This is a genomic window from uncultured Campylobacter sp. (assembly GCF_937981295.1).
Taxonomy (GTDB): domain Bacteria; phylum Campylobacterota; class Campylobacteria; order Campylobacterales; family Campylobacteraceae; genus Campylobacter_B.
Window position 1 is genome coordinate 1 of sequence record NZ_CALJPC010000041.1, and the last position, 22,226, is coordinate 22,226.

At 45.7% G+C, this 22,226-nt stretch carries 20 protein-coding genes; 11 read left to right on the forward strand and 9 right to left on the reverse strand.

From position 1 onward, the window contains the following. Positions 1–1,220: EAL domain-containing protein (locus Q0135_RS03155; RefSeq protein WP_297988163.1), on the forward strand; the 1,220-nt coding region annotated here is incomplete at its 5' end. Between the two features lie 393 nt (positions 1,221–1,613). On the opposite strand, the gene Q0135_RS03160 is transcribed toward Q0135_RS03155, so the two are convergent. The 5 genes from Q0135_RS03160 to Q0135_RS03180 form a co-directional block, all read right to left on the reverse strand. After that, positions 1,614–3,137, reverse strand: coding sequence for a succinate CoA transferase (locus Q0135_RS03160; RefSeq protein WP_297988165.1), 1,524 nt, complete (start codon positions 3,135–3,137; stop codon positions 1,614–1,616). Positions 3,138–3,482: 345 nt separating this feature from the next. Beyond that, positions 3,483–3,632: a hypothetical protein gene (locus tag Q0135_RS03165; RefSeq protein WP_297988166.1), complete on the reverse strand. Its 150-nt coding sequence runs from the start codon at positions 3,630–3,632 to the stop codon at positions 3,483–3,485. A 451-nt stretch (positions 3,633–4,083) separates the two neighbouring features. Then, positions 4,084–4,602 (reverse strand): hypothetical protein, encoded by a 519-nt coding sequence (locus Q0135_RS03170; protein WP_297988168.1) that lies wholly within the window; start codon positions 4,600–4,602, stop codon positions 4,084–4,086. 144 nt (positions 4,603–4,746) lie between these two features. Further along, positions 4,747–5,298: a sel1 repeat family protein gene (locus Q0135_RS03175; RefSeq protein ID WP_297988170.1), complete on the reverse strand. Its 552-nt coding sequence runs from the start codon at positions 5,296–5,298 to the stop codon at positions 4,747–4,749. Positions 5,299–5,435: 137 nt separating this feature from the next. Then, positions 5,436–5,867: a redoxin gene (locus Q0135_RS03180; protein ID WP_297988171.1), complete on the reverse strand. Its 432-nt coding sequence runs from the start codon at positions 5,865–5,867 to the stop codon at positions 5,436–5,438. 72 nt (positions 5,868–5,939) lie between these two features. Between Q0135_RS03180 and Q0135_RS03185 the strand changes: the two genes are divergently transcribed. Both Q0135_RS03185 and Q0135_RS03190 read left to right on the forward strand, forming a co-directional pair. Continuing rightward, positions 5,940–6,404, forward strand: coding sequence for a WYL domain-containing protein (locus tag Q0135_RS03185; protein WP_297988172.1), 465 nt, complete (start codon positions 5,940–5,942; stop codon positions 6,402–6,404). A 123-nt stretch (positions 6,405–6,527) separates the two neighbouring features. Beyond that, on the forward strand, positions 6,528–6,941 hold the full coding sequence (locus Q0135_RS03190) for an alpha/beta hydrolase (RefSeq protein ID WP_297963332.1): 414 nt from the start codon (positions 6,528–6,530) through the stop codon (positions 6,939–6,941). Between the two features lie 499 nt (positions 6,942–7,440). Here the strand turns inward: Q0135_RS03190 and Q0135_RS03195 are convergent, their stop codons facing one another. After that, positions 7,441–8,451 carry a DUF475 domain-containing protein gene (locus Q0135_RS03195; RefSeq protein ID WP_297988173.1) on the reverse strand — a complete coding sequence of 337 codons (1,011 nt, stop codon included), beginning with the start codon at positions 8,449–8,451 and terminating at the stop codon, positions 7,441–7,443. Positions 8,452–8,538: 87 nt separating this feature from the next. Between Q0135_RS03195 and Q0135_RS03200 the strand changes: the two genes are divergently transcribed. The 6 genes from Q0135_RS03200 (at position 8,539) to Q0135_RS03225 (ending at position 14,527) form a co-directional block, all read left to right on the forward strand. Further along, complete coding sequence (locus tag Q0135_RS03200) at positions 8,539–9,858, forward strand: Na+/H+ antiporter NhaC family protein (protein ID WP_297988174.1); 1,320 nt, start codon at positions 8,539–8,541, stop codon at positions 9,856–9,858. 289 nt (positions 9,859–10,147) lie between these two features. Next, positions 10,148–10,591 (forward strand): copper resistance protein CopD, encoded by a 444-nt coding sequence (locus Q0135_RS03205; RefSeq protein ID WP_297988175.1) that lies wholly within the window; start codon positions 10,148–10,150, stop codon positions 10,589–10,591. Positions 10,592–11,205: 614 nt separating this feature from the next. Next, on the forward strand, positions 11,206–12,015 hold the full coding sequence (locus Q0135_RS03210; protein ID WP_295150425.1) for a transporter substrate-binding domain-containing protein: 810 nt from the start codon (positions 11,206–11,208) through the stop codon (positions 12,013–12,015). Between the two features lie 20 nt (positions 12,016–12,035). After that, complete coding sequence (locus Q0135_RS03215) at positions 12,036–12,839, forward strand: transporter substrate-binding domain-containing protein (RefSeq protein ID WP_297988177.1); 804 nt, start codon at positions 12,036–12,038, stop codon at positions 12,837–12,839. Between the two features lie 65 nt (positions 12,840–12,904). Then, on the forward strand, positions 12,905–13,708 hold the full coding sequence (locus Q0135_RS03220; protein WP_297988178.1) for a transporter substrate-binding domain-containing protein: 804 nt from the start codon (positions 12,905–12,907) through the stop codon (positions 13,706–13,708). Between the two features lie 15 nt (positions 13,709–13,723). Beyond that, positions 13,724–14,527, forward strand: a complete 804-nt coding sequence (locus Q0135_RS03225) for a transporter substrate-binding domain-containing protein (protein ID WP_297988179.1) — start codon at positions 13,724–13,726, stop codon at positions 14,525–14,527. A 222-nt stretch (positions 14,528–14,749) separates the two neighbouring features. On the opposite strand, the gene Q0135_RS03230 is transcribed toward Q0135_RS03225, so the two are convergent. Next, positions 14,750–15,706, reverse strand: a complete 957-nt coding sequence (locus tag Q0135_RS03230; protein WP_297988180.1) for an AraC family transcriptional regulator — start codon at positions 15,704–15,706, stop codon at positions 14,750–14,752. Positions 15,707–15,905: 199 nt separating this feature from the next. Here Q0135_RS03230 and Q0135_RS03235 point away from each other — a divergent pair, with 199 nt between their 5' ends. Both Q0135_RS03235 and Q0135_RS03240 read left to right on the forward strand, forming a co-directional pair. Continuing rightward, on the forward strand, positions 15,906–17,786 hold the full coding sequence (locus tag Q0135_RS03235; protein ID WP_297988181.1) for a TonB-dependent receptor: 1,881 nt from the start codon (positions 15,906–15,908) through the stop codon (positions 17,784–17,786). Between the two features lie 49 nt (positions 17,787–17,835). Then, positions 17,836–18,981 carry a PepSY domain-containing protein gene (locus Q0135_RS03240; RefSeq protein ID WP_297988183.1) on the forward strand — a complete coding sequence of 382 codons (1,146 nt, stop codon included), beginning with the start codon at positions 17,836–17,838 and terminating at the stop codon, positions 18,979–18,981. Between the two features lie 189 nt (positions 18,982–19,170). Here the strand turns inward: Q0135_RS03240 and Q0135_RS03245 are convergent, their stop codons facing one another. Both Q0135_RS03245 and Q0135_RS03250 read right to left on the reverse strand, forming a co-directional pair. After that, positions 19,171–20,103: a D-2-hydroxyacid dehydrogenase gene (locus Q0135_RS03245; RefSeq protein ID WP_297988185.1), complete on the reverse strand. Its 933-nt coding sequence runs from the start codon at positions 20,101–20,103 to the stop codon at positions 19,171–19,173. A 539-nt stretch (positions 20,104–20,642) separates the two neighbouring features. Continuing rightward, complete coding sequence (locus tag Q0135_RS03250) at positions 20,643–21,827, reverse strand: glutathionylspermidine synthase family protein (RefSeq protein WP_297900766.1); 1,185 nt, start codon at positions 21,825–21,827, stop codon at positions 20,643–20,645. Positions 21,828–22,226: the final 399 nt, after the last annotated feature.

Below are 22,226 nucleotides of genomic sequence, written 5' to 3' on the forward strand. Positions count from 1 at the left end.
ACGCCGAAAAAACGGGCGTAGCGATCTACATCACTATCGTAAATTTTGCAAATTTACGGCTCTTTTACAAGGCAGAAACGACAAATGAAATTCTGCGCTCATTTGCGCGTACGCTTGCGATGTGTATCGAATCGCACGAGATCAAAGCCAGTATCTTTCGCATCCAATCGGATGAGTTTTGCCTATTTTACGAGGGACTAAATGTCGCGCGCGACGTGGAGATCATAAATAAATACTTCACTGACAAGGTCTTTAATCTACATACGACCGAGGGCTTTGCCTCCGCGCCTTTAAATATCACGATGGGCGTAAGCGAGCGCGCCGACGTAGTGGGCGGCGCAAATAGGGTCTTTCAGGCGGTTATGGCGATGTATGAGGCGCAGAGCAAAAACGAGCACGTGGGCTTTTACTCGCGCCCAAATGCTATTGAGGAAAAATATCTTCAAAACCAGATCATGATCAACACCATTCAAAATGCGATCAAGAAAAATCAAGTCTTTGTGCTTGTTCAGCCCATATTTGATATCACCCACCGCGATCCTAGTGGTAACACCTACGGCACCGAGGGCGGTGATTATGTCCCGTTAGTATATGAAATTCTAATCCGCCTAATCGACCGTTCGGGCAAGACGCGCTGCCCGGGTGAGTTTATCGATATCGCAAAGCAAACCTCGCTTTATATCCCGCTAACTCAGGTCGTAATAAACGAAGCCTTTCGCTTGCTAGACCGCTTCGCAGGGACTTGCTTTAGCATAAATCTTTCATATTTTGACATCGCAAACGAAGGCATCAAAGAGCTTTTAGAACGCAAGCTCGCATCCAGCCCAAACGCTTCAAATTTATTTATTGAAATTTTAGAAAGCGAGGAATTCGACGATTACGAGAGTCTTAGAAGCTTCATCGCCGTAGCCAAAAACTACGGCTGCAAGGTCGCGATAGACGATTTTGGCAGCGGATACTCCAACTACTATAGAATTTTAACGCTCGACGTGGATTACATAAAGATCGACGGAGCGCTCATCAAAAACATCTCAAACGATAAAAACTCGCGCGCTATCGTCGAAACTATCGCTAACTTCGCGCGCAAGCAGGGCTACGAGCTCATCGCCGAATACGTAGAAAACCACGAAATTTCAATCATCTTAGAAGAGATGGGGATTAAATATATGCAAGGCTACTTCTACAGCAAGCCGATGGAGCCTTCGAGGATAAAATTCTAATCTCATCTCGCCGCGACTTTATAGCCCGCCTTTTTAAATTTACGAGCCAAAGATTGCCTTCGCAAGGCGAGAAATTCTGATTTAGCAAGCCGCCGCTTTAATTTATACGGAATTTATCTTGGCAAATACTACGCGGTTTTATCGCAAACTTATAGCGCGCACCTTATAGCTAGGATTGCCATGCCTTAAATCCGCCTGCAAATTTTAAAATTTTACGGCGCAAATTTTCAATTCATTCATATAATAAACATTTCGCGCGAGCTTTACAAAATAAAATTTTAGTGCGCCTCGCTCTAAATAACGATAGAGCTTTCAAATGCAGGCGGAATTTTTAAGTGCAAACTTCCCGCTTCAGCAAAAATGGGTTTAAGCTTTAGGCTTTAGCGCATTAGCTCAAGCAAATTCGCTCCAAGCCTTCATGCTCCCCGTATCCTTAAATCTTTGATGCCACGACAGCGCCTCGCTTAGGATGTGCGGAGTATGCCCAGCACAGGGCTGCGCACATGCCCGCTCGAAATAATCTCTCAGTGCGTCTTGGTAAGTGGGATGTGCGATACTTATCATCGCGCGAGCCCGCTCACGAGGGCATTTACCGCGCAGATCGGCGATGCCGTATTCGGTGATGATGACTTGAGTGTCGTGCTCGGTATGATCGACGTGGCTCACGAATGGCACGATAGCGCTGATTGCGCCGCCTTTAGCGAGCGACGGGCTCAAAAACAGCGACAAATATCCGTTACGAGCGAAGTCACCGCTACCGCCGATGCCATTTTTCATCTGCGAGCCCATGACGTTAGTGGAGTTTACATTGCCGTAGATGTCTGCCTCTAGCATGCCATTCATCGATACGACGCCAAGCCTTCTGATGAGTGCTGGCGAGTTAGAGATATCTTGTGAACGTAGTATGATGTGCTTGCGGTAGAAATCGATGTTTTTTTGAAATTCCTCGACGCCTGCGGGGCTAAGCGATAGCGCCGTGGCACTTGCAGTGCCTACGACGCCTCTTTTGATGAGATCTAGCATGCCGTCTTGAATCACCTCGGAGTAGCACTGCAGCCCTTGGTAGCCAGCATTTTGTAGCGAGCTAAGCACGGCGTTAGCGATGTTGCCGATGCCCGATTGTAGCGGCAGTAGCTTCTTTGCGGGAAGTCTGCCGCAAGCTTCCTCGTTTTTTAAGAATTTTACGACGTTGCAGCCGATCGCGCTTGAAATTTCATCCACGGCGGTGAAATTATTGACGCGATCATGCGTCCTAGCCTCTATGACAGCGACTACTTTGGCGGGATCTACATGCATATAGAGGCTGCCTACGCGATCGCCTACGTGCTTGATTGGCAGATCCTCAGCATGCGGAGGTAGGCGCAGATCTGTAACGTCGTGAATGCCCTCCAGCTCAAGCGGCTGATAGTAATTCACTTCTAAAATCACGCGATCGGCGATATCGAGCCAGGCTTGGTTGTTGCCTAGCGATGTGGACGGCACGAGCTCGCCGCTTTCTTTAATCGCCACTACTTCGATCACAGCAAAGTTTAGATGTGGAAAAAAGCCAGCTTTAAGCTGCGCGGCAAGGCTTGATAGATGCACGTCCGCGTATCGCACGGCGCCGCTATTTATCACACGGCGCATATCGGCATCCGTAAAAAACGGCGCACGAAAGCTCACGGCACCTGCTTTTGCCAAAACTCCGTCTAAAAGCGGATCGGTCGATGCGCCCGTAAAAATTTCGATTTGATAGGGCTCGCCTTTTTCGTGCAGCGTTGTCGCTCGTTGCGCCAGAGCTTGCGGCAGAGCTAGCGCGCAGCCCGCCCCAACAAAGCCGCTAAAGCCCACCGATGCGCCATTTGGGATCAGCTCGCAGGCTTCCTCGGCGCTCATAATTTTTGATTTTAGATATTCGTTTTGCACGCGTGAGTTCATTTTCTGTCCTAGCCGTGATTTGGGCGAAATTATAATATTTTTGCGCTAAATTTCAAAATCTAAAATTTCGTGCGCGAGCTAGGCTATAGAGCAAAATATGAGGCGCGATCGGTTGGGATATACGCCGCCAAACGCTTTCGATCAAGCTTTTTTGCTTCGGCGGTTGCAATAACGCTTGCGCGAGCGCTCGGTAAATAGGGTTTTAAGCGTGATTGAAGCTTAGTTTATAGTCTTGCCACGATACCATTAAACGCTTATCGCGCGCCGAATTTTGCGGAATTTAGGCGCAAAATTTACGCATAATTTGTGAGCTGCGATATTTAAATTTAAGCTTCCTTTTGCAATTTAATCGCTCGCCACACTTAAATTTAAATCCCGCTTCGCAATTTTAAAATGGGTGTTTTGAAATTTATCGCTCGTGACATTTAAATTCTGCGTCTTGCTAGCCTTGAGCCCATATTTGAAATTCCATCGCTTGCAGTACCACCTTTGCATGCCGCGCTTGGATTTTAATCCGCATTAATTGAAATTCCCTCTGCCTGAAATTCTTGCCTCTTCGCACAAGACGGCAGTTTAAAATTTCAAATTTCTCGCTTTTTTTGGGAGCGGCTCGATATAGATACACAAAATTTTGATATTTTACGCTTGCAAAATTCTAAAAATCATATCATCGTCACGACTAAATTGCAGATTTGTTTAAATCCTGGTTCTTAAAATTGTAGTCCTAGCCGTTACGCGAGATTTTTGATTCAAAGAGCCTTGCCACGTAAATTCTAATCTCTCTGAGCCCAAAAATTGACGCCGCTTAATACATGAATTTAAACGCGTTTTAGAATTCAAAATTTAGCCCGCCTTGTTACCATTTTCGGTCGAGCTTTATAAAATTTCGGCAAATTTTATACTCGCGGAATTTTAAAATTTTATCGCCGTAGAAGCCAGTAAAATTTTACTTCTGTGGCTTGCCGTCGCCGAATTTTGCGACTATCTTCTCGCTGCAGCTCTCCTTAGGTGCCCAGCCTTCGCGCTTCATCCGCGCCAAATTGTCGCACGCCTCCTGCGAGCCGCCCTCGCAAAGCTCGTCGTATATCACGAGGCTGCGGCACTGCCCGCTCGCAAAGCTCTCCAGCGCCGCGGCATTGCCCAGGCAGGCTCGCTCGCGCAGATCGCTCATCGCGCGTCCGCCTGCGCTGCCCGTTTTGCCTGCCTGCTTCCGCTCGGCGAGGGTTGCGAGCTCACACGCGTCTGCGAAAAAGCCCTGCGCTTTGAAGCGGTTTCGCACGACGCCGCGACCGCCCAGCTCATATCTCATCGCCGCTTCGTAGCATGCGGTGGCGTCCTTTTTGCTGCATTTTGCTAAAAGCGTGCCGGTTTTTGCGCCGCTAAATTTAAACTCTTTGGCTTCGCTGCCCGTGCTTGCCAAACTAAGCGCCAGCGCCGCCGCTAGCGCAAGCTTTAAAGCTTTCATTGTTGCTCCTTTTGATTTTGTTTATCCGCTCGCTAGCCACGATTTACTGCTTCATCGTGCGCCGCACCCGTCGCCCGCTAAAATTTAAAAGGCTCACGCGCTCTGTTTGCGATCGAAGCCAGAAATTTTACCGCCTCTGCCGTGCTAATTTTTCGGCAGCAGATCGAGCACCGCGCAGGCGCGCTTGTTGTGCATTTTGCACGCCCTGTCTAGCGCCTGCCCCGAGAGCTCGAAGCTCTGAGGGGTGCCGATTCCTTGGAGATATTTGACCGACAACTCGTAGCACGCCTCGCTACTGCCGGCATCGCACTGCTCGCGAAAAAGCTCAAACGACGCCACTACGTCCTTCTCTACGCCCAAGCCACGCCCTAGCGCATCTGCGTAGAAAAAGCACGATAGCTGATCTTTGCGCTCGCAGCCGCTTTTCAGACCGCGCGCGACGCGATCGCAGGAGCCTTCGTCGCTTTTTACGATGCAGCTTTGCAGATCCGCCCGCGAAATTCCGTCCGTTTGGATGACCGCATCGGCGCTGCTTTGCGAGCCGGCGCTTGCTTCGCCGCTCTTTATAAAGCGCGCGCTTGTGGTCTCGCCGATACTCGTTGTTTTGCCCGCCGTAGAAATTTTATCTGTCCGCCCGCTCTCGTCGCAGTTTGCCGCAAGGACGCAAAATAGCGCCAAAAATAGAAATTTTTTCATACCCGCCTCCGTTAAATTTAGTGCCATTTTAATTAAAAATGCTGAATTTAATGAAAATGTGCCTCCGCCCTAAATTTCAGCTCTATGTCGCAACGCGTTTGGAGCGCGAATTTAAAGCGCGCCGCCAAAGCGATCGATCACAGACTTTTTAGCGCCGCAAGTGCGTTTTGCGCGTCCTGCTCGGGCTCAGCGATTCGGCTAAAGCGCTTTATCTCCTTGCCGTCTTTAAAAATCAGGGTTTGGCGGTGGTAAAATTTCTTCCCGTCGCCGGTAGTGAAGGTTTCGAGCCCAAGCGGCACTTCAAGCTCGAATTTTTCGTCGTTTACGAACTCAAACGTAGCGCCCGTAGCGCGCTTAAACTCGCTCGTGCCCACCTCGCCCATACTGCCTACGGCGATAAGCTCGAAGCCTAGGGCTCTTATCTGCGCAAGCGCGCTCTCGTATGCCTTGCACTGAAGCGTGCAGCCCGTAAGCCCCGCCACGCCGTGCAACTCTTTCGGCAAAAATTTGCCGCTATCGCCCATTTTCGGGTAGGTAAAAACTACGCAATTTTTCGGTAAATTTATCATCTCTCGCCTTTTGATCGAAATAGGTCGCAAAAATAGCATAAAAAATCTTAAACCCGCTTAACGGATGAAATTTTGCAGCCTCTTGATATCATTGACGAACTGCGTTTGAATGAAGAACTTTTTGACGGCGTAAGCAAGAGCGGCGAGCCCGCAGGTAAAATTTCACCACCAAACAAACGGGAGCTAAAAATATTGCGAGACAAAAATCTCAGCGAGCATACGCGGAAATTCCTGCTGAATATGGAGAGCTTTTACGACGGATACGACGTCGAACCCTATACCTGCGAAGTCGCCGTATCGCCCAAAATTTTAAAATTTTTCGAAGCAAAGAAGTTTTTTCGCTCGCAAAAGATCGAAGGTAAATTTAAAAACGGCTGGAGCCGCCTAAGCTACGAGATCAGCAGTGACGATATGATTTTGATGCTCGCGCAAAGATTTTTTCCGCATTTCGTGATTCTCTCTCCGCGCGCCGCCCGCAAAAAATTCGACGCTCAAATCCGCGAGTATCTGCAAAATGAGAAGCTTGAATTCGATTAAAATTTAAACGCATTTTTATGTAGCGCTAGCCTGGTTTCAAATGGAATTAAATTTAATATGATAAATTCCATATATACTGAACTGGCGTAAAATTTTATCTTAAATCGAAGGAGGCGCGCCGCGATGCAGAAGAATAACGTTGATATAAATGGCATAAATATAGTCTATTATAGTGCGGGCAATGCGAGCGAGAGCATTTTCTTGCTACACGGAGGCGGGGTTGATTCTGCAATGCTTTCGTGGAAAGAGATCATACCACTACTTAGCAACGAATATCGCGTCATAGTGCCCGATTTACCGGGATACGGCGATAGTGATAAGATAAAGGGCGAGTATTCTTTAAAATTTTATACGGAAATCTTAAAAGCCTTTATTGAGAAATTAAGCGATGGACCTATAGTTTTTGTTGGTATTTCGCTAGGCGGCGGTATTAGTATAAATTTGAGTTTGAACTATCCTGAGTTAATAAAAATTCTAGTGCCGCTCGATGCATGGGGATTATTTAAAAAGCTACCACGTCATAGGCTTTTGTACTAGTTCGTGCATTCAAGGCTAAATGATAATTTAAACGCTTTGGTTTGTAAATTTCCATCTATAATCAAATTCTCGCTTAGATATAATCTTTTCGGTGATAAGTCCAAGATTAGCAATGAATTGGTTTGCGAAATAATCGAAGCGATGAAAAAACCGGACGCCGACAGAGCTTTTATTTCGTTTCAGCGAAGCGAGATAAAAAAGGAAGGAGTTGCAACCGATCTGTTCTCTCGACTTAATGAGATTAAAATCCCAGTATTATTGGTCCACGGATCTTTGGATAAATTAATCCCGCTAGAAGGAGCCGTCCAGGCGAGCAAAATAATACCTAATTGCGAAATTTATATAATGCAAGGCTGTAAACACTGGCCCGCAAAAGAAAGACCGCAGGAATTCGCTGCTGTTTTAAAATCGTATATAAAGAGGCACAATGGTCGCTTGCACTTTAGAACTTAACACCCATTAATTCCGCGCGGCACCGCAGAATTTTACCTAGGAATTCTCACTCGTTGTTTCCCGCGATCGTTTCGATGAGTTTGCGCTTGTTGCGGCGGTTGTAAAGCACCGACGAAAGGAGCGATAGCGCGATGAATAAGATCCCCACGGTGCCCGTTATGATCTCGCTTACTTCAAATTTCAGCTTGGCAAACATTATAAACGCCAAACACGCGATGGCGTAGTGCGCGCCGTGCTCCAGATACGCGAAGCGAGACAGCGTGCCGCGAGCGATGAGATACAGCGTGATGGAGCGCACGAACATCGCGCCAGCACCTAGCCCCAGCATAATGATGAAGATATTATCGCTTAGCGCAAACGCGCCGATCACGCCGTCGAAGCTAAAGCTCGCGTCCAGGGTTTCTAAATACAAAAAGCCCGCAAGGCCGTTTTTTACGCCGTCCGTGCCGAAAAGGCGGTCGAAGCAGGAGATGAGAAGATAGAGCAGGATCGCGCCGAAATACGCCGCGCCGAGCGTAGCCGAGCCCGTTTTAGCAAGCAGCACGAGCCCTGCGGCTAGGGCGATCAGCGTGGGAGCGTTTGGAATGCGCTTTAAAAATCGCACGAGCCCGTTATTTTCGATTATGCCCAGCCAGTGTAGCTCGCGCTGCGTATCGAAGAAAAAATCGCAAAAGACCATCAGCAAAAACGCGCCGCCGAAAACGTAAATTTGCGCTTCGTTTTCGCTTAAAATTTCATGGTAGCGATGCGGCTCTTTAAGTGCAAGCACGAGGGTTTCCCAAATACCAAGATGCGCGCTTGCGGCGACGATTAGCACGGGGAATAAAAACCTCATGCCAAAAACCGCGATCGGAATGCCCCAGAGGATAAATCTGCTCTGCCACACCGGCGCCATATCTTTTAGCACTTTGGCATTGACTACGGCGTTGTCGAAGCTGAGGCTGATTTCGAGTGCGCACAAAAGCGCGCAGATATAAGCGGCACCAGCGCCACCGATATAAAATGCGATAGCAAGCGCAATTAGGCTTACCACAAAAGAGGAATAAAAATATTTCATCGCTGTCCTAGCCGATTTTTTGCGCGATTTTAGCAAAATTTAGCCCTAAATTCTATATAATTGCAAAAATTCCAAAAAAGGCAAAAGATGCTTACCAATCCCGTATTTATCAGTATCTGTGTGATGTGTGCGCTGTGCTTGCTGAGGTGCAACGTAATGCTCGCGATCCTAATCGGCACGATATGCGCCGTGCTCTCAAGCAATATCCCACTGGGAGACGCCATAAATTTATTCATAAACGGCAACCCCGAAAACGCCGGCAGCCTCGGCATGGGCGGAAATTTAGAAACCGCGCTTTCGTATCTGCTGCTAGGCGTCATCGCAAGCGCGATCTCAAAGACCAACTTAACGGCGATCTTGGTACGCGCGGTGGCAAATTTAATCAGCGACAAAAAATACGTCTTTATCTTTTCGATCGCCTTTTTTGCGTGCTTTTCACAAAATTTAATCCCCGTGCATATCGCCTTTATCCCGATTTTGATCCCGCCGTTAGTTAAGATCATGAACTCGCTAAAGATCGACCGCCGCGCCGTAGCGTGCGCGCTGACGTTCGGCTTACAGACGCCGTATATGGCGCTGCCGCTGGGATTCGGACTTATCTTTATGGGATTAATCGAAAAAAATATGAACGCAAACGGCATCGCAGTAAGCCTAAGCGACATATCAAGCGTAATGTGGCTAAGCGCCGTGCCGATGCTCGTGGGCCTCATTCTAGCCATAGTCTACTACCGCAAGCCGAGGGAGTATGCCGAAACCAAACAGAGCCTGGACGCACATTTTAGCGAGCTTAAGATGGGTATGCGCGAATGGGGCGCGCTAGCGGGTATCGCGGTGTGCTTCGCCGTGCAAATTTGGATCAAATCCCTTCCGTTTGCCGCGCTTAGCGGAATTTTAGTAATGCTTGCGAGCAAAGGCATCGAGTGGAAGAAACTGGATAGCGTATTTGACGAGGGCGTGCATATGATGGGCTACATCGCGTTTTTGATGCTGATCGCCGCAGGATACGGCACGATCTTAAAAGAAACCGGCGGCGTGAACGAGCTGGTGCACGTAGCGAGCACTTTAAGCGGCGGCAAGCTAGGCGGTGCGCTGCTGATGATCGGCATCGGACTGCTGGTGACGATGGGTATCGGCTCGAGCTTCGGCACGATCCCTATCATCGCTACGATATATTGCCCGCTAGCCGCGCAGCTTGGCTTTAGCACGGCGGCGACGATCTTTATCATCGGCGTGGCTGCGGGTATCGGCGATGCGGGCTCGCCTGCGAGCGATAGCACGCTCGGGCCTACCGTGGGGCTGAATATCGACGGCGAGCATAGCCATATGTGGGATACCTGCGTGCCGACCTTTATTTTCTTTAATATCCCGCTAATCATATTCGGCATAGTCTTTTCGATGATGTTATAGATTGCGGAATTTGCGCGGGTTTTCGCGGGCGAAATTTTAGAATTTTAGAATTTTAGAATTTCGTCCGCGCGGCGCTGCTCGTAAATTTTGTAAATTTACGAATGCGGCCATTTTTAAATTTAGCCGCGCGGCTTTACTTCTAAATTTGCTCGCGCGATTTTGCCAAAATTTATTTGCGTCGCTCGCACGATCGGCTTAAATTTAACCGCTCGCGGCGCGTTGATGAAAATCATTGCTAAAATTTGGAATTCCGCATAAAATGGGCGAAATTTCATAGCAAGGAGCGGTGGTGGAGCAAATTTATCCTTACGTGCAGATTGTGCATCTCATCTGCGCAATTATCTTTTTGGGCTACATATTTTTCGACGTCGTGATTTTTTCGCGGCTTAAAAGCGCGCTGGGCGCGGACTACGAGCGCGTTAAAAAGGCGATCGGCTCGCGCGCGATTAAGATCATGCCGGTTTGCCTTTTTACGCTGATAATCACCGGCGGAATGATGATGAGCCGCTGGGTCGGAAGCGCTAACGGCGGGTATTTCGGCACGCCGCTTCAAAAAATATTTATGCTAAAAGTTGCGCTCGCGCTCATCATCGCCGCGTGCGTAGCGATAAATTTGAGCTGCCGCGCGATGGGAAGGCCCGCGCCTGAATTTTTACGAGCAAATATCCATAAAATCGCTTTTGTATTCGGCTTCATCATCGTGCTTTGCGCCAAGCTGATGTTTGTAGTATGATTTATAGCGCAAAATTTAGCGCTGGCCGCGCACTTTTATCGTGGAATTCTATAGCGCGGCAAAGATTTAATTTTGCTTGCTTTTAAAATACGGCGTTTGCTAAAAATTTTAAAATTCCAATTTATTGAGCGGGCGTAGGGATTTAAGAATTTTAAATTCCGCCGCGTCTGCGCCAAAGCACGAAATTTTAAAATTTCACTCCTTTCTTGTGCTGTTTTGTCAAATGCAATCTGCAAGATTTGATCTCATAAAATTTTAAAATTTCATCGCAAGCTTTAAAGCACTCATAAAATATCTCGCCCAATTCTGCAGCTTTAAGATTTTGTAAAATTCTGTGGCTTTAAAATTTTGTAAAATTTTAAAAATTTTAAATTCTATCGCTAGGATGCGGATGAAAACTCTAAAAAAACTCGCGCAAAATCGAAGCAAACAATGAAAAAGCGAATTTATTTGACGACTTTACTTACTATTTAATAATCATTGAAGATATAAAAAGCTAAAATTGCTTTTCGCCTGTAGGCGAATTTAATGTCTGCTTGCCATTCGGGCGGGATTTTGAGGTTTTCCGTAGCCGTGGCAATGGTTTTGAAATTATTTATGAGAAAGGAAAAAGGATGAAGAAATTTCTCTTAAGTCTGCTCGTAGCAGCTTTGGCCAGTAGTGCGCTTTGCGCCAGATCGCTCTCCGAGATCAAAAGTAGCGGAGTGCTTAGAATAGGCGTTTATGACGCACAGCCGCCGTTTAGCAAGATAGAAGACGGTGTGCATCAGGGCTTTGAGGTCGATATGGCAAACGCCATCGCTAAAGATATGCTTCCATCGGGCGGAAAGGTGGAGTTTACCTCCGTACTTGCAAATCAACGTATAAAATTCCTACAAGAAGATAAGGTCGACGCGGTTATCGCAACTCTTACTGTAACTCCGGAGCGTGAGAAACAGATCGATTTTACGACCCCGTATTTTAGCGTCAATATAGGCATTTTAACCCGCGTCGAAGATAAGATTAAATCCTTAAATGAATTGCAAGATAAAACTATTTTAGTTCTTAGCGGCGGTACTGCAGAAACATACTTTGAAAAGCAAGGCTATAATATCGCCAGATGCGATAACGCAAACGCCTGCTATAAGGCTCTAAAAGCTGGACAGGGCGACGGGTATGCCGATGATAACCTAGTCGTGCTGGCTTATCCGGTATTAGATAAAAAGGTTGAAGTAAATATCAAAAATTTAGGTACTTCGGATTTCTTAGCCATCGGTGTGAAAAAGGGCAATTCGGAGCTTTTAGATTTTCTAAACGGCGAGCTAATCAAGCTAAGCAAAGAGGGCTTTTTCAAAAATTCGTTCGATAATTTCATCGAGCCTTACTACAAAGGAACTGCAGAGAAAAAGTATTTCTTGCTGGACGATCTTTATAGCTTGCTATAATTTTTAAAAAGGGGGATGCTATGAAAAAGATAATCCTAGCATTGATGCTGGCTGCGTGTTCGCTTTTTAGCAACACTTTGACTCAAATCAAAGAAAAAGGGGTTATTCGAATCGGTATAGACGGCTCGTCTCCGCCGTTTAGCGTCGCTAAAGATGGCGGATATAGCGGCTTTGAGATACTCTTAATCGAAGGGCTTGTTAAAGAAATTTTCGGTGATAAAGGCAGCAAGATACAATATGTCGTAACGGTAGGTGATGATCGCATAAAAGCGGTACAGGATAACAGAGTCGATTTAGATATCGCGCTAATCTCGGTTACGAAAGAGCGTGAGAAACTGGTAGATTTCTCCGATCCATACTTTAGCGTAAATATCGGCGTGCTAACTCGTAGCGACGATAATATCAGAAAGGTCTCCGATCTAAATGGAAAGACTATACTGGCGCAGCCCGGCACTACGGTGTTTGATTACTTTACGAAACAGGGCTATAACGTAGTACCGTGTGCGAGCGCGAATGAATGCTTTAATGACCTAAAATCGGGTAAGGGCGACGGATACGGCGATGATAATCTACTTGTATTTGCTTACGCTGTAGTCGACCGCAAAGTCGAAGTAAATATCAAGAATTTAGGCTCGACGGACTTCCTGGCCATCGCGGTGCAAAAGGGCAATACCGAGCTGCTTAACGCGGTAAATGCGGGGCTAATCGAGCTAAGTAAAAAGGGTTTTTTTACAAAAATTTTTGATGAGAGTATTGAGCCTTTTTATAAAGGAACCATTGATAAAAAGTATTTCTTGCTGGACGATCTTTACAGCTTGTTTTGATTTAAAGCGGCGATGGATAGAATTCTATTCGATTGTGAAATTTTAGTAAAATTTAAAGGAATTTTATGAAAAAGATTATATTTGCGTTGTTAATCGCTTCGTGTTCGTTATTTGCTAACTCTTTAGCGCAGATCAAAGAAAAAGGGCTCATTCGTATCGGAGTGGACGGCTCACTACCGCCACTTAGCGTCTCCGAGGATGGAAGATATAGCGGTTTTGAAATTTCGCTTATCGAAGAGCTCGTGAAAGAAATTTTCGGCGATAAAGGTGGCAAAATCGAATATGTCGTAACTCTGGGCAATGATCGTATCACAGCCGTGCAAGATAACAAGGTCGATTTGGATATCGCAGCCATCACGGTTACGAAGGAGCGCGAGAAACTAGTGGATTTTTCAAACCCTTACTTTAGCGTAAATATCGGCGTGCTAACTCGCACCGACGATAATATCAAGACAATAAGCGACCTACAGGATAAAGAAATTTTAGCTGAACCCGGCACTACGGCTTTTGATTATTTTAATAAGGAAGGCTTTAAAGTTATCTCATGCGCTAGTTCTAGCGAATGCTTCCGTGCGCTAAAATCCGGTCGCGGCAGCGGCTATGCAGACGATAATATGGTAGTTTTGGGCTATTCGGTTGTAGATCGCAAGGTAGAGGTAAATATCAAGAATTTAGGCACATCGGACTTTTTAGCTATCGCGGTGCAAAAAGGCAACAACGACTTACTAAACGCCTTAAATGATGGGCTTGTCAAGCTCAGCAAAAACGGCTTTTTCAAGAAAATTTTTAACGACAGCATCGATCCTTTTTACAAGGGAAAAGCTGAGAAAAAATATTTCTTGTTAGATGATCTTTATAAAATGTTTTAATTCAAAGGACGAAATATGAAAAAAATTCTACTAAGTATTTTGCTAGGTGCTGGCGCGCTTTGCGCTAACTCATTAGCAGATATCAAGCAAGCAGGCGAAATTCGCATAGGCTTGCAAGATTCACAGCCTCCGTTTAGCTTCGATGATAACGGCACGCTAAAAGGCTTTGAGGTTGACTTGGCAAACGAGCTAGTCAAAAATCTATTCGGCAATAAAAAGATCAAAATCGACTTTATCGCCGTAGCATCTAAAGATCGCGTCCCCTCGCTAGAGCAAAACAAAGTAGATCTCATCATATCCAAGCTTACCGTCACAAAAGACCGCGTTCAGAAAGTCGATTTTTCTTACCCGTATTATTCAGTGCAAATTGGCGTGCTAAGCCGTAAGGATGATAATATTTCAAGAATCGATCAGATCGCGCATAAAAAAATTCTAAGCGTTAAAGGCACAACTGCCGAGGAGCACTTCAAAAACGCGGGCTATGAGATTGCGACATGTGCCGACGCGAATGAGTGCGTCGCTAGGCTAAAGGCTGGCGAGGGCATAGGCTTTGCTGACGATAATACCGTAGTGCTAGGATACGCTAGAAACGATGCCGCGCTTGATGCAAAAATCATCAACCTCGGCAAGGTAGATTATATCGCCGTCGCCCTATCTAAGGGCAATACCGAGCTGCTTGATGCGGTCAATAGCAGCCTGGTAAAAATGTATAAAGCGAAATTTTTCCATAAGGCTTTTGACGAGGATATCAAGCCATACTACGGCGGTAAGATCGATAAAAAGCACTTTACACTAGACGAGGTTTATAGCCTGTTTTAAATTTAGATGTATCTAAAATTTTAAGGCGCCCCTTGGCGTCCAAACATACGCGCAGCTGCGATATTTGATCGCAACTCACTTTTGCCGCCAAGGTTTCGGCGGCATTTATAATTTAAATTCCGTATTTTTGCGGATCCCGGTTGCGATATAAAATTTTATGATGTTTTGATATGCGGTTGTGAAAGGACGCGGCTTATAAAAGATAGTCGGTCGTAAGAAATTCTAATCCGAGTAGTAAAATTTTATATCCTTTTTCAGTTGCGTCGGCAGTATATTAAATTTAGCCCTAAAAATTTTAGAAAAATGCGATAAATTATTGTATCCGACCATTTTAGCAGCTTCGTTTACGCTGATTTGATCTAGACTTAATAGCTCTTTTGCAATTCCAAGCCGCTCATTTGTCAGCATTGCATAAACGCTCGTGCCAAAATATGCTTTAAAATCCCTTTTTAGTGCAAATTCGTTCGTGGCGCAAAGATGAGCAAGCTCTTTAATGCTAGGTGGATTTTGCATATTTTCGAGTAATATTTTCTTTGCTTTTTGAACTGTTTTTATGCGATTTTCATCAAGATTAAGCGCATTTTCGGGCTCATTAAATTTATGAAAACTTCTATAAAGCATCTCTAAAATTTTACTTTCCATAAAAATTTCGCGCATTTTGCCGTCGTATATCGCGGCATTTTCGAGCTCTTTGAGGATGATATTTTGCACGGCGCTTGTTTTAAATTTCTTCATACAAACGGCCTGATCTAAATTCAAATTTTTTAAAATTCCCAGCTCATTTGCAAAAGCGGTGCTAAGCGCTATGCATGAGCTTTTATAGTGTTTATTTTCAAGCTCGTGAACGCCACGCAATTTGCTTTGCATAGTTCCGAGCCAAAACTCACCTTTATTCAAAACGAATTGATCTTTATCCGATCTGAAGCAGATAGGATTTTCGCCCGTATTGAAAAATAAAAATGAATAGCGGCTACCTCGCTCGTGGCGATGCAAAAGGAAATCTCTGCAAATTATATCGCTGCTATAATATCCTATCTCTCCGCCCGTATAAAAAGAGCTAAAGTCGAATTTTATACTTTCGCTTTCAAGCTCGGTTTTATTATACCCACATTGCTTGGACGGCTCAATGTCGTTAGATATTTTTTGTAAAAAATCATCTAAACTTATCTCTTTACTCATCTTATCCCTTTAGCGTTTAAAAAAATCCCTCTACCGTTTAGTATTTCTTGATAATGCGTATCTTATTATAGTAAAATGAGTTTAAATTTTAATAAGAAAAGGGGCGTTTGTGCACGTAATATATAAATTATCGCTGATTGCTGCTATAGCGACAGCCGGGATATCGAGTGAGATAGAAAAACAGGACAAAAGCGTAAATTTGGGTGAAATTACCGTAGTCAGTGCTACGGGCTATCGGCAAAATATTCAAGACGCACCCGCTTCTATCTCCGTTCTTACGCAAAAAGAGATACAAAAGCGCAACTATCAAGATATCTCCGCGATGGTAGAGGATTTACCGAGTGCCTTTACCGCAACGCTAGGCGCTGCATCGAGAAAAGGCATAAGCCTAAGAGGCCTATCTCAAAAATATACGAAAATTTTAATCGACGGCAAGCCTACGACTAGCGATAGCGCTTATAAAGGATTAAGAAGTATTGGCAGTAGCCAGAATTTCTTGCCTCCCGCAAATGTGATAGAGCGTATAGAGGTTATCCGCGGTCCTATGAGCTCGCTTTACGGCAGCGACGCTATGGGCGGAGTAATAAATATCATCACCAAGAGCTTTTCAAATGAGCTTAGCGGCAATGTAAACGGATACTATACTTTCGCTAAAAAATCGCAAATAAAAGGTGATTATCAAACGGGTTTTTATCTAAACGGAGCTATCGTCCCAGACGTACTAGGTATCGCACTTTACGGCAGATTTTTTGAAAAGATAGAGGATAAAGAGCCTTATGCGAATAGAAATAATGAAGAGACGAATATGGGCGCAAAACTGATGTATAACGTAACGCAAAACGATGAGGTAACGCTTGATTATCGTAAAGTAAATAATAAATTTAGGCGTACATATGGGCGTACGCGAACAACCTCGGGAGGCAATAACGATATTGCGAAAGAGGATATGAAAGGCTACACCGCAAGCCTGTCTCATCAGGGAAAATACGATAAGTTTATGATAGATAGCTACGCAAATTACGATAGCATGAAAGAAAGCGGCGCCCAGGATCTGCGTCTTAGAACGACTACGCTAAATTCTAAAGGCTCATATTTTTTCGATTCAAATGCTTTGAGTTTGGGCGTGCAATACCGAAGCGAGAGATTAAACGAAGCCGCCACTACCGCAGATGAGGCAAATGTCAAAAGATGGGATTATTCGATCTACGGCGAGGATGATTTTTATCTAACTGACGATTTAACACTAACCGGCGGAATCAGATATAACCGCGATAAGGACTATGGCGGCCATATATCGCCGCGCGCTTATGCCGTTTATCGTTTAAACGAAAGTTTTTCTATTAAAGGCGGCGTTTCGACGGGATATTCAACTCCGGATATTAAGCAGCGTAGCGAGGGCCTTGCCCTGCCATTTGCAGGAGGCCAGGGAGCGCAGATCGGCAGAAGCTCTTTAAAGCCTGAAAGCAGCATAAGCTACGAAGGCGGGTTTTCTTATGACGATAACGATAAATTTAACTTTAGCGCTACTGCGTTTTATACCGAAATCAAAGATGGAATTTCTACTAAATTAATTTGCCGTCCAAGACCGGGAAATCCTTGCGTACATAACGGCAAAACTTACAGACGCGGAATTTGGGATACTATAAACATTGGAGAAGCCGAGGTTAGGGGTCTAGAGCTAAGTAGCGATTATCAAATTTTAGATAATTTGAAGCTGCATGCAAACTACGCCTATACGAAATCCGAGCAAAAAACGGGTAGCGAGAAGGGCAAAACCTTAAATAATTTTCCAATCCATTCGGTAAAGCTAGGATTTGATTACGACGTAAGCTCCAAGCTAAACTTATGGTCGCAAATAAATTATTATAGTAGGACGCGCGATAGCCTAAGCTACGATGAGGATATCCGCTCATACACGCTTTTTGATCTGGGCGCGAGCTATAAAGTTACAAAAGACGCAAGTTTAAATTTTACGCTTTATAACATATTCAACGAATTTGTACTAACGCGCTCGGGAAATTACCAAATGATGGTCGTAGACGGGATGAAGGCGCAGGTTGGATTTAACGTGAACTTTTAAATTCGCGGCGCATAAATTTCGTCCGCGGATTTAAAATTTAAGGAAATTAATGGCGATTCTAAAAAGGAAAAAATTTTGGTTCAACGTCCATCTTGTTTTGACGCTTATATGCTGCGTGCCGATCTTGATCGTAGCCCTTAGCGGCGCTATTATCTCGTATCACGACGAGATTATAGATGCGTTAAATCAAAGCAAATCTTTCGTGAGCCCGAGCGAAAAAGACGCTCTTAAGCCCGCCAAAATTTTAAATATTTTCAGAAAAGCCAAGCCCGGTTTTACGCTCAGTTATTATAGAATTCCTCACAATAAAAATGAGGCGATTAGGCTTTCCGGCACAGATTCTAGCGGCGAGTTTAAATCATATTTTATAGATCCTTATAGCGGCGAAATTACTTCGGAAAACATAGGCGATACGTTTATCGGCGTAATACTAAACCTACATACCAATCTGGGATTTGGGCTAAGCAAAAACGAAGCTCTGCGGCTAATAGGTAAAAATATCGTGGCGCTTAGCACGGTTATGTTTATTTTAGTCTTAATTTCAGGCGTGGTGATCTATTATCCTAGCTTTAGAGGAAAGATTTTACGCGCATTTAGGATAAATTTTAAAGCGAGAGGTTACACGTTTTTATATAGCTTGCACGGCGCGGTCGGAGTTTTGCTGCTGCCCGTTTTGCTTACGATAAGCGCTAGTGGGCTTTATTGGTCGTATGATTGGATAGCCAAAATCACCAACAGAGCGCTAGGGGAAAAGGAAATTTTTAGAAAAACGAGCTTTACTGAAGTGCGAGGATTTTCGCTCGAGGATGAAGATAAAATTTTAAATTTTCAGACGGCATTTGATATTTTTAAGCGTGAATGCGGTGAAAACTACGAATTCTTCAATATTATCGCCCAAAAAGATGGAGAAAATTTTATGATCTTTTATTTCGATAAAGGCGAGGAGGGCGAAGAGCATATGAATACGATGAGTGTAAACGTTAAAAAGGGCATCTTGCGGCATGCTCGCTATGATGATGCGAAAAGCACCATGCCGCGCCCGTTTGCTATACATAAAGCCGTTTTGAGCGTGCATTCGGGCTATATCTTCGGCGAGGCGGGTAAGTTCTTATTTTGCGTAGCGGCGATTTCAGTGTTATTTTTTATAGTTACGGGATTTTGGATGAGCATAAAAAGAATTTATAAGAAAAGATAAATCTACGAATTCAAAGCGGAGAGATAGCTTATCCGCGGCGTAAATTTAAAATTTTATCCGAAGTGGTATCGCTTCTTTTCAGTTAATAAAATTTTATATACAGCGCTTTGAAATACTGCGTGCAGAGTCTTTGTGGGCCTTGTGCCGCATCTTGATTTTGTTAAATTTGCTTCGGCGTTTTAACTGCATTCATTTACCGCTCATAAAATCCCTGATATTTTGCGCGATCATTTTTATCAGCCGTTTGCGAGCCTCGATGCTCGCCCATGCGATGTGAGGCGTGATGACGACATTGCGGCGATTTTTCACACGCAAAAGCGGATGATTTGCCCTCATCGGCTCTGTTTGCAGCACGTCAAGCGCCGTGCGCAAGCCTCGTTCGTCCACGGCGCGAGCCAGCGCCTCCTCATCTACGATGCCGCCGCGGCCGAAATTCATCAAGATCGCCCCCTCTTTCATCTTCGCAAGCTCCGTCTCGCCGATCAATCCCGCCGTTTTTTCATTTAGCGGGGCGTGGATCGAGACTATGTCGCATGCTCTTAAAAGCGTGTCCAGGCCCACTCTGGCAAACTCGCCGCTATCATTCGCGCCGCTAGTGGAGCAGTATCTCACGTTTGCGCCGAACGCGGTGGCGATGCGGGCAACCTTTGCGCCGATCTGTCCAAGCCCGATGACGCCGAATTCTTTGCCGTAAATTTCGCTGATCGGCGCGTCAATGTGAGTAAAAATTTCGCTCTCGCACCATTTGCCGCTGCTACCGTAATCCGCGTAGTATCCGAGCGCGTTGGTTAGCGCAAACAGCGACGCGAATGTCTGCTGCACGACGCTGTTCGTCGAATAGCCGGCCACGTTTTTCACCGCGATGCCGCGAGTCTGCGCTGCCTGCATGTCGATATTATTCGTGCCCGTGGCGCTTACGCAGATCAGCTTAAGCGCGGTTTGCGCCATGATCTCGTCCGTGATTAGGACTTTGTTGGTGATGACGACATCGGCACCGGCTAGGCGCTGCGCGGTTTGCGCAGGCTCGGTCATCTCGTAGCTTTCAAACTCGCCTAAGCTCGCGATCTCGCTAAGATCGGCATCGCCTCCCAGCGTCGCGGCATCCAAACATACGATTTTCATATTTTCCCCTTTGCGTTTAAAAATTTTAAGTCGTAGCAGCGCGGCTAAATTTAGCCGCTAAATTCCATTGCGCGATTCGGAGCACGGCGCTTAAACGGTAAATTTTAACCTGCAAAATTTTACTCTCGCAAAATTTAACTATCGTGAATCCTGCCCTCGCAAAATTTAATGCTCGCAGCGCGCGCGGCGTTAAATTTTAAAATTCTAATTTCATGCCGAAGCAGGCGGTAAATTTTACCGCCGCTGAAACCTGCGTCTAAATATTTGCGCCGAAGCGAGAGACAAATTTAATCGCTGCTGCCGTTCGCGTTTAAATTTTAAAATTTAGCTCGCGCAAAACTTGCTCTACGCGGAATTTTAGTTCACGTGAATTTGATCTACTCAAAATTTTATCCGCGCAGAATTTTGGTCGCGCCGCTACGTTAAATTTCGCCGCCGCCGAGCGATAAAATTTACCGCCGCGATAGCCTTACCGCCAAATTTATCGCCAAGAGCCGCCGCCTTAAAATTTCTCAAATTTTATAAAATTTGCCACGCCGCTACTTCGCGTCCTCGATGTAGTGCCCCACAAATTTTGAGAGATTATTGAGTATCTCGCCGCCCTTGCGGAAGCCCAGCGCACAGCCTTCGTATGCGAAAAACACCCCCGCTTGGTAGCTCTGGGCGCGCTCGTCTTTGTTCAGCTCGTAAAATTCCTGATATAAAAATTTCTGATTTTCATACTCGCCGCCGTTTTCCTCTATTTTTTTGCCGTCCGCGTCAAAGATCGCCACGTTCGCCCCCTCGCGCGCCAAAAACGGCTTTTTGATCATCTTTTTGCCGATGATCGGCGAAAAGGAGCTTTGCAGCAGCAGCGGGTGGTTCGGATACAGATCCCACAGGATTTTCATAATCCCCTTGCTTTGGAAAAGCAGCGTGTATGCGGGGTTTAGAATGATCGCCTTTTGATTTTGCACGATGTTTTTTAAGATGAGCGCGAGCTCGCCCTCCTCGATCGCGATCGCCTCCCAAGGGATCAGCTTGAACCAATACTCGTAGTTTTCGCCGTCAAAAAACACGCCCTCTTCGTCGTTAAATTCCACCTCGTCCACGTAGGCAAAGCGCGTCTTAAAGCCCGCATCCTCCGCGGTCTGCTGCAAAAGCTTCGTCGTCTTTTCGTCCTCGACGTTGCCCGCGACGCTGCTAAATAGAATTTTCCACCCTTCGTAAAATTTAGAAAAGTCCTCGAGCTCGCCGTCAAGCACCACGAGCCGCTTGAAATTATCGCGCAGCGCGTCGTAGAGGTCGTTGAACTGGCTCGCCTCGTCCATGCCGTTTTCTTTCAGCATCGCCCACTGGATGATCGCCGTCTCAAACACCGCCGTGGGCGTGTCGGCGTTAAATTCTATCAGCTTGATCGGCTTGCCGTCCAGCCCGCCCGCGAAATCGAAGCGCCCGTATAGGTGCCAGTGCACCTCGTTTTCCCAGCTTTGTTTGATTAGATCTACGAGGTTGAAGGGGATGCCGAGCTCGTGGAAAAGGTTGTTGTCGATGACGTGCTGCGCGGCCGCGACAAACATCTCGTATAGCTCGTTCGCCGCTTCGTAATACGCATCCGCCTCCGCAGCGCTCACGCGCACGATCTCGTCGCTGACGTAAGGCGTCTCGTCTGCGTCCGTGTGCCAGTAAAAGCCGAGCTTTTCGAGATATTCGTTGCTTAACGGCGTTATCTTTTTTAGTTGCATTTTTATCCTTTTTTTAAAATTTTAACTCATCTGCGCCGCGATTTTTGCGGCTTTTGCTAGTTTTGATACGCATACCTTCGCGTAAATTTAAAGCGCGCAAGGCGCACGGCAAAATTTAATCAGCGTAGATCATATGCGGCGGTCGCGCGTAAATTTTAGCCGCACGAAAAGATGCTCGAGGCTAAATTTAAACGGCACGCAGACGACGCGGATCATGCGCGGCAGAAGCGATAAAATTTAGCCGAGCTTTACAGCGCGTTTTTGAAAAACCTGCGTCAAATCAATGCTAAATTTGGCGCAAATTTTAAAATTCTACGCGCTAAATTTAACTCGTCGCACAGAGTCGCCGTATATTTCAAAGCGCGCTTAGCCGCCGAAAAATCCGCCGCTCTTGCCGCT

Coding starts and splice junctions, on each gene's coding strand:
- Q0135_RS03215 (WP_297988177.1), top strand. CDS start 12,036: ATGAAAAAGATAATCCTAGCATTGATGCTGGCTGCGTGTTCGCTTTTT.
- Q0135_RS03220 (WP_297988178.1), top strand. CDS start 12,905: ATGAAAAAGATTATATTTGCGTTGTTAATCGCTTCGTGTTCGTTATTT.
- Q0135_RS03210 (WP_295150425.1), top strand. CDS start 11,206: ATGAAGAAATTTCTCTTAAGTCTGCTCGTAGCAGCTTTGGCCAGTAGT.
- Q0135_RS03230 (WP_297988180.1), bottom strand. CDS start 15,706: ATGAGTAAAGAGATAAGTTTAGATGATTTTTTACAAAAAATATCTAAC.
- Q0135_RS03225 (WP_297988179.1), top strand. CDS start 13,724: ATGAAAAAAATTCTACTAAGTATTTTGCTAGGTGCTGGCGCGCTTTGC.
- Q0135_RS03240 (WP_297988183.1), top strand. CDS start 17,836: ATGGCGATTCTAAAAAGGAAAAAATTTTGGTTCAACGTCCATCTTGTT.
- Q0135_RS03195 (WP_297988173.1), bottom strand. CDS start 8,451: ATGAAATATTTTTATTCCTCTTTTGTGGTAAGCCTAATTGCGCTTGCT.
- Q0135_RS03250 (WP_297900766.1), bottom strand. CDS start 21,827: ATGCAACTAAAAAAGATAACGCCGTTAAGCAACGAATATCTCGAAAAG.
- Q0135_RS03245 (WP_297988185.1), bottom strand. CDS start 20,103: ATGAAAATCGTATGTTTGGATGCCGCGACGCTGGGAGGCGATGCCGAT.
- Q0135_RS03175 (WP_297988170.1), bottom strand. CDS start 5,298: ATGAAAAAATTTCTATTTTTGGCGCTATTTTGCGTCCTTGCGGCAAAC.
- Q0135_RS03170 (WP_297988168.1), bottom strand. CDS start 4,602: ATGAAAGCTTTAAAGCTTGCGCTAGCGGCGGCGCTGGCGCTTAGTTTG.
- Q0135_RS03190 (WP_297963332.1), top strand. CDS start 6,528: ATGCAGAAGAATAACGTTGATATAAATGGCATAAATATAGTCTATTAT.
- Q0135_RS03200 (WP_297988174.1), top strand. CDS start 8,539: ATGCTTACCAATCCCGTATTTATCAGTATCTGTGTGATGTGTGCGCTG.
- Q0135_RS03160 (WP_297988165.1), bottom strand. CDS start 3,137: ATGAACTCACGCGTGCAAAACGAATATCTAAAATCAAAAATTATGAGC.
- Q0135_RS03165 (WP_297988166.1), bottom strand. CDS start 3,632: ATGCAAAGGTGGTACTGCAAGCGATGGAATTTCAAATATGGGCTCAAG.
- Q0135_RS03180 (WP_297988171.1), bottom strand. CDS start 5,867: ATGATAAATTTACCGAAAAATTGCGTAGTTTTTACCTACCCGAAAATG.